This window comes from Streptomyces sp. NPDC006385 (genome assembly GCF_040612485.1).
Lineage (GTDB): Bacteria > Actinomycetota > Actinomycetes > Streptomycetales > Streptomycetaceae > Streptomyces.
The window spans coordinates 205,659-211,989 of sequence record NZ_JBEXQG010000009.1 but is presented as its reverse complement, the minus strand read 5'-3'; the positions used below and the strand labels follow the sequence as shown (position 1 = coordinate 211,989).

The following is a 6,331-nucleotide window of genomic DNA, read 5'->3' as shown; positions in this document are numbered from 1 at the left end:
GGGTCGGCGGTGTCCGCGTTGGTGTGGGCCACGTGCAGGGCGATGTCGTTCTTGATCAGCGTGCGCAACCGTACGTCCGTATGTCCGGACGGTGTCCACGGTTGCGTCGCCCCGCGCGGCCGCATGTGCCGGGGGTGCTCCCGAACTGGCGTGTATGGAGCGCATATCCACCGTTTCCCAGCGGTAGTAAGCACCTTGGTGGCAGTCTGCTCAGCAGCAGATACGCAAAGTGGCCATCACAAGGCAGGCAGCCGGAGGTGCACGTCCCGTGGCGTCCAATGTCAATCCCACCGTCAGGCGACGCCGGCTGGGCCAGGAGCTGCGTCGGCTCCGTGAGCTCAAGGGCATGACGGCCGAAGAGGTGGCCGAGCGGCTGCTGGTGTCGCAGTCGAAGATCAGCCGGCTGGAGAACGGGCGGCGCAGCATCAGCCAGCGCGACGTCCGCGACCTGTGCGGGGTCTACGAGGTGGAGGACCACCGGATCGTGGACTCGCTGATGCAGATGGCGAAGGACTCGCGGCAGCAGGGATGGTGGCACTCGTTCGGCGACATCCCGTACAGCGTCTACATCGGGCTGGAGACGGACGCGGCCAGCTTGCGGGTGTACGACCCGCAGGTCGTCCCCGGGCTGTTGCAGACCAAGCAGTACGCCGAGGCCCTGATCGCCGGGGCGTTGCCGGAGACGGCGTCCGCCGAGATCGAGAAGCGGGTCCAGGTGCGGATGCGCCGACAGGAACGAATCTCCACCGAGGAGAACCCGCTGCGGCTGTGGACCGTCCTGGACGAGGCCGCCCTGCGCCGGGTCGTCGGCAACCGCTCCCTGATGCGCGACCAGTTGGAGCAGCTCGTCGAGCAGTCCCAGCTGCCGCATGTCACCGTGCAGGTGATCCCGTTCGACATGGGCGCGCACCCGGGCCTCAACGGGCAGTACGCGATCCTGGAGTTCCCGGACGCGGCCGACTCCAGCGTCGTCTACATCGAGGGCGTCACCAGCGACCTGTACCTGGAGAAGGCGAACGACGTCCAGAAGTACAGCGTGATGTACGAGCACCTGCGGGCGCAGGCCCTGAACGTGGACCAGTCGCGGCAGTTCATCGCGGACATCGCCAAGGAGTACGCGCGCTGATCGGCGGTGCCGAGTGCGCCGTCGGCGCCGCGCGCGGCCGCCCCGACCGGAAAAGCGCCGTACGGTACACCGTCTCCCGGCCGGGATGGAAGACTCCACTGGAATATGCCACCCAGCCGAGTGAATAGTCGCTTCGTCAGCCGATGTTGGCGAGTAGCGTCGATCACGCCACCGAGCAACAACGTTGGCGTGAATCGCCCCCGCGGGTTCCGGTCCGGACCGCGCGGGGCGGTGACAGCAACTCAACATCTGGCAATTCGGAGCAAACATGGCAATTCGTCAGGGTGCCACGGACACGTGGACCAAGTCCTCGTACTCCACAGGAAACGGCGCGTGCGTCGAGGTCAAGTCGCCGGTCACAGCGGCCATGGCGGTACGGGACTCCAAGGTTCCCGAGGGCCCGGTCCTGGCGTTCCCCGCGGAGGCGTGGAACACCTTCGTGGCGTCGGTCAAGGCGTAAGGGGCGGGCCTGTCCGATCCTCGCCCCTCAACCGACCTCACGATCAACAACTGCACAAGCAGTACAGGTAGAGCCCTCTCGACCAGCCCGCCGTCCTTGCCGAGGGGGCTCGGCCGTGCCCGGTCGCCGATCGACGCCTCCCCGTCTCAGCGCAGCTCGGTCACGTACCGGTCCGTCCCCGGCACCGTCGGGATGAACGGCGCCACCAGCTCCACCCGGCCCAGTCCCGTCTCCACCACCGCGGTGTCCAGGCCGGTGAACCGGTCCTCCCAGCACCGCCTCGGGTCCGTCTCCAGGAACCACAGCAGCGTCAGGCGGGTGTCGACGCCCTCGACCTGCTTGACGTACGACATGCGGTCGAGCGGGAGCGGTGTGGGCCGGAAGACGGTCACCATCGCGGCCGGGGAGCCGACCAGACGGCTCGGGAGGTGGCGGGTGCGCAGCCACTCCAGCAACTCGGCACGGCGCTCGGGTGAGTCGGCGTCGACGACCTCGACCACCAGGCCCGCGTAGGGGTGGTCCAGGGCGTGGAAGTCGCGGGGGCCCGCCGCGCCGTCGCGGTACACCGTCGCCTCGTGGTCCTGGAACGCCGTGAAGACGTGGGTGCGGTCCTGGTGGACGCGGGCGTCGCGGTTGAGGCGCTTGTTGATGGCGACGGTCCAGCGCATGTGGTCGTCGTAGCGGCCCGCGGTGATCCAGTACGTGGAGATGTAGCAGCCGGCGGTGACCGGCTGGGCGATCGCCGACTTCTCCGGGTAGCGCAGGAGTTGCAGCTCCCGGGTGGCCACCCAGCGGCGGCCGGCGAACATCCAGGGCATCGCCAGCGCGCCGGCGTAGTAGTGGTCGTCCTCGTACCAGCGGTTGTAGGCGTGCTCGTGGCCCGGGTGCGGCTCGACCATGGTGATCAGGGCGTGCCCCGGGTGGACTCCGTACGGGCCCACGGCGGCCAGTTCGGCGTAGACCTCGCTGCGGGTGTCCTCGCTCATGCTGTTCCCTTCCTCTCCTGCCTTCCTTCCTCCCTCGGACGCCCATACTCTGACGCCCCGTCAGATAAACCGCCAGAGTCAGGGCGTGTCAGGGCGAAGCCATGGAGGCACCGATGTCACTGCTCAACGGCAAGACCGTGGTCGTCTCGGGAGTCGGTGCCGGGCTCGGTCACCAGGTCGCGGCGGCGGTCGTACGGGACGGCGGGAACGCGGTGCTGGGGGCGCGCACGGAGGCGAACCTGGCGAAAAGCGCCACCGAGATCGATCCCGGCGGCGCGCACACGGCGTACCGGGCGACGGACGTCACCGACGAGCGCCAGTGCGAGGCGCTGGCCGCGCTGGCCCGGGAGCGGTTCGGGGGGATCGACGGCGTCGTCCATGTCGCCGCCCGGGACTCCTACTTCGGCGGCCTGGAGGACGCCGATTTCGCCGCCTGGCAGTCGGTGATCGACGTCAACCTGCTGGGCACGTTGCGGATGACCCGCGCCTGCCTCCCCGCCCTGAAGGAGTGCGGCGGCTCGGTGGTGTTCATCGGCACCCAGTCCGCCGTGGCCGCCCCCTCCCAGGTGCGCCAGGCCGCCTACGCCGCCTCCAAGGGCGCCCTCACCAGCGCCATGTACTCGCTGGCCCGCGAACTGGGCCCGCATCGCATCCGGGTCAACACCGTCCTCCCGGGCTGGATGTGGGGGCCGCCCGTACAGGCGTACGTGCGGTTCACGGCGCGGGCGGAGGGCGTCCCGGAGCCTGACGTACTGGCTCGCCTGACCGGCCGCACGGCCCTGCCCGAGCTGGCCACGGACGCGGATGTCGCGAACGCCGCCGTGTTCCTCACCTCGGACCGGGCGCGGGCGATCACCGGGCAGTCGCTTCTGGTGAACGCGGGGGAGTTGATGCGCTGATCGCACCCTTTGGGCGTTCACGTGCGTGAACGCAGGTCAGTACACAGAACTATTTTACCCTCTGTTGACTCTACATGCGCTTGTCGTGCCCGCGCCACCACACCCACCATGGGCGAGCCGTTCACAGGACGGAACCCGGGAAGGGGTCACATGAACAGTCTCGACTGGGCCGTGCTCATCGGCTACTTCGGCGTGATGGTGGCGATCGGCGTCTGGTCGCACAAGCGGGTGGACAACGTCAGCGACTTCTTCACGGCCGGCGGCAAGATGCCGTGGTGGCTGTCCGGCATCTCGCACCACATGTCCGGCTACAGCGCCGTGATGTTCACCGGGTACGCGGGCATCGCCTACACCTACGGCGTCACGTCCTTCGTCACCTGGTCCTTCCCCATCGCGCTCGGCATCGCCATCGGCTCGAAGCTGTTCGCGCCGCGCATCAACCGGCTGCGCTCGCGCCTGCACGTGGCCTCCCCGCTGGAGTATCTGAAGAACCGTTACGACCTGAAGACCCAGCAGGCGCTGGCCTGGTCCGGCATGCTGCTGAAGATCGTCGACGTGGGCGCGAAGTGGGCCGCGATCGCGACGCTGCTGTCCGTGTTCACCGGCATCTCGCTGAACCAGGGCATCCTCATCACCGGCGGCATCACGGCGATCTACTGCACCATCGGCGGCCTGTGGGCCGACGCCCTCACCGAGCTCGGCCAGTTCGTCATCCAGCTGCTGGCCGGCGTCGCGATGTTCGTCGCGGTGATCATGGAACTGAACGACAAGGGCATCGGCTTCCTCGACGCCTGGGACCGGCCGGAGCTGCAGGGCCACGGGGAGCCGCTGGTCGGGCCGTACGGGACCGTCTTCCTGCTCGCCTTCCTCTTCATCAAACTCTTCGAGTACAACGGCGGCATGCTCAACCAGGCCCAGCGCTACATGGCCACGGCCACGCCGTACGAGGCCGAGCGCTCGGCGCGGCTGTCGGCGCTGCTGTGGCTGGTCTGGCCGGTGGTGCTGTTCTTCCCGATGTGGATGTCGCCGCTGCTGGTCGAGTCACAGAAGGCGGACGGGTCGGACTCGTACGGCCTCATGACCGAACAGCTGCTGCCGCACGGTCTGCTGGGCCTCGTCATCGTCGGGTTCTTCTCGCACACCATGGCCATGTGCTCCTCCGACGCCAACGCCATCGCCGCCGTGTTCACCCGGGACTGCGCGCCGGTGATCTGGCGCAGGGCGCGGACGTGGAGCGAGGGGCAGGGGCTGCGGGTCGCCCGGATCGCGACCGTCGTCTTCCTCGGCCTGTCCATGGCCGCGGCGACGCAGGTCAACTCCCCGACCTTCAAGGACATCATCACGGTCGTGATCAAGTGGGTCGCCGGTCTGATGGGCCCGATGGCGATCCCGATGATGCTGGGTCTGCTGCGGCCGTTCCGCCGCTCCGGCCCCACGGCCGCGCTCACCAGCTGGTCGATGGGCCTGTTCGCCTTCTGGCTGGTCAACTACCCGATCCACTGGAACGTCGAGGGCGGGGTGCCGCTCCAGTACCAGGTCTCCATCCCGCTGGCGGTCTCGCTGGTCCTGTACATCCTCATCGGCTACATCAAGCCGGAGGACACCCCCGAGCGGCTCGCGATCGTCGAGCGCATCAACACGGACGACGACGGGGCCGCAGCGGCCGCGGTGCCGTCCCCGGCGGGGCCGGTGGAGGACGCGGTGGGCACGCGCGTGAAGGACTGAGGACGGAAGGACTGAGGACGGAAGGGCTGAACGACTGAAGGACTGAGCCCGTCCCCTGGGCCCACGGGCTCGGGGGACGTCAGTCGGCGGACGCCTCCGGGATCAGCTTCTCCTTCCAGGTCTCCTTGTCGTCCTTGTCGTAGGCCGTCACCTCCCCGTCCCGGAAGCGGAAACTGCTGTCGGGGAAACGCACCAGATAGCCGCCCGCGGACTTCACCGCCGCCGTGGGCCTGCCGTACGACGCACCGGCCTTCTTCGCGAAGAAGTAGTAGACCTTCCCCGCCTTCGTCCGGCAGAAGGCGTACCGGTCCTTGACGTTCTCCCTGCTGTAGGCCGCGACGAGTCGCGAGCCCGATGACGATCCCTTCGGCAGCATCGCGGCCAGCTCCTTCGGGCAGGGGCCGCTCGCGGAAACCGTCGGGGAGGGTGTCGCGGAGCTCTCGGAGGAGTCGGAGCCCGTCACGAACGAGGTCACCTTCGACCAGTTGAGGATCAGCAGCACGACCAGGGTGACGACGACCGCCGCGAGGAACAGGATGCATCCACAGCCCGCCACGATCTCGCCGCGGGTCGGCTCCCTGGGGATCGGCCTCGGGGGGAGCGGGTCCCCGAAAGCCCGCCCGCCGGATGGCGCGGACGCAACCCGGGAGGGGCTCCCGAACAGCGGCTCCCCGTGGAGGGTCGTCCTCGCGTCCCGTGTCCAGAGCGTGCCGCAGACATCGCAAGTGACCCGCCCGACCACATCACGCAGGCAAACGGGGCACTCCCAGTCCAGTCCCGGCATGGCCGGGCGGGCTCTGGACACGCCGGTGCTGCGGGTCGGCGGCCTTGTGCCGCTGATGACGGGCGCTTTCCCGGCCGTGGCCGACGTCTTCGGGGTGGGCGTGCCCTTCGCAGCCGCTCTCTTCTTGGGGGCCGCCTTCGGGGTCGCCTTCTTCGGGACCGGTTTCGTTGCGGCGGGCGTCTTCTTCGCTGGGGTTTTCTTGGCGGGGGTTTTCTTCGCGGGCGCCGCCGTCCGGGAAGCAGCCGCGCCGCGCGGCGTCTCACAGACCTCGCACACCCGCAGCCCGGCGTCGTTGTACGTGTCGCAGTCCGAGCACTGCCACGTCGGCCCGGTCATCATCGCCCCCTGAGG

7 protein-coding genes are annotated in these 6,331 nt (G+C 68.8%); 5 read left to right on the top strand and 2 right to left on the bottom strand.

Annotation, left to right across the window (positions count from 1 at the left end; translation table 11 throughout):
- The first annotated feature begins 268 nt into the window (after positions 1-268).
- Together ABZ078_RS10225 and ABZ078_RS10220 are read left to right on the top strand one after the other, a co-directional pair.
- On the top strand, positions 269-1,126 hold the full coding sequence (locus ABZ078_RS10225) for a helix-turn-helix transcriptional regulator (RefSeq protein WP_356573580.1): 858 nt from the start codon (positions 269-271) through the stop codon (positions 1,124-1,126).
- A gap of 268 nt (positions 1,127-1,394) precedes the next feature.
- A complete protein-coding gene (locus tag ABZ078_RS10220; RefSeq protein WP_356573578.1) occupies positions 1,395-1,586 on the top strand; it encodes a DUF397 domain-containing protein in 192 nt (63 codons plus the stop codon).
- Positions 1,587-1,732: 146 nt separating this feature from the next.
- Here the strand turns inward: ABZ078_RS10220 and ABZ078_RS10215 are convergent, their stop codons facing one another.
- Positions 1,733-2,572 (bottom strand): hypothetical protein, encoded by an 840-nt coding sequence (locus ABZ078_RS10215; RefSeq protein ID WP_356573576.1) that lies wholly within the window; start codon positions 2,570-2,572, stop codon positions 1,733-1,735.
- A gap of 113 nt (positions 2,573-2,685) precedes the next feature.
- On the opposite strand from ABZ078_RS10215, the gene ABZ078_RS10210 reads away from it, so the two are divergent.
- Together ABZ078_RS10210 and ABZ078_RS10205 are read left to right on the top strand one after the other, a co-directional pair.
- Positions 2,686-3,471: an SDR family oxidoreductase gene (locus ABZ078_RS10210; protein WP_356573574.1), complete on the top strand. Its 786-nt coding sequence runs from the start codon at positions 2,686-2,688 to the stop codon at positions 3,469-3,471.
- Positions 3,472-3,621: 150 nt separating this feature from the next.
- Positions 3,622-5,196, top strand: coding sequence for a sodium:solute symporter family protein (locus ABZ078_RS10205; RefSeq protein ID WP_356573572.1), 1,575 nt, complete (start codon positions 3,622-3,624; stop codon positions 5,194-5,196).
- A 79-nt stretch (positions 5,197-5,275) separates the two neighbouring features.
- Here ABZ078_RS10205 and ABZ078_RS10200 read toward each other — a convergent pair whose 3' ends face one another.
- A complete protein-coding gene (locus ABZ078_RS10200) occupies positions 5,276-5,752 on the bottom strand; it encodes a hypothetical protein (protein WP_356573570.1) in 477 nt (158 codons plus the stop codon).
- A 226-nt stretch (positions 5,753-5,978) separates the two neighbouring features.
- Here ABZ078_RS10200 and ABZ078_RS10195 point away from each other — a divergent pair, with 226 nt between their 5' ends.
- Positions 5,979-6,329 (top strand): hypothetical protein, encoded by a 351-nt coding sequence (locus tag ABZ078_RS10195; RefSeq protein ID WP_356573568.1) that lies wholly within the window; start codon positions 5,979-5,981, stop codon positions 6,327-6,329.
- Positions 6,330-6,331: the final 2 nt, after the last annotated feature.

Coding starts and splice junctions, on each gene's coding strand:
- ABZ078_RS10215 (WP_356573576.1), bottom strand. CDS start 2,572: ATGAGCGAGGACACCCGCAGCGAGGTCTACGCCGAACTGGCCGCCGTG.
- ABZ078_RS10195 (WP_356573568.1), top strand. CDS start 5,979: ATGGCCGGGCGGGCTCTGGACACGCCGGTGCTGCGGGTCGGCGGCCTT.
- ABZ078_RS10210 (WP_356573574.1), top strand. CDS start 2,686: ATGTCACTGCTCAACGGCAAGACCGTGGTCGTCTCGGGAGTCGGTGCC.
- ABZ078_RS10220 (WP_356573578.1), top strand. CDS start 1,395: ATGGCAATTCGTCAGGGTGCCACGGACACGTGGACCAAGTCCTCGTAC.
- ABZ078_RS10205 (WP_356573572.1), top strand. CDS start 3,622: ATGAACAGTCTCGACTGGGCCGTGCTCATCGGCTACTTCGGCGTGATG.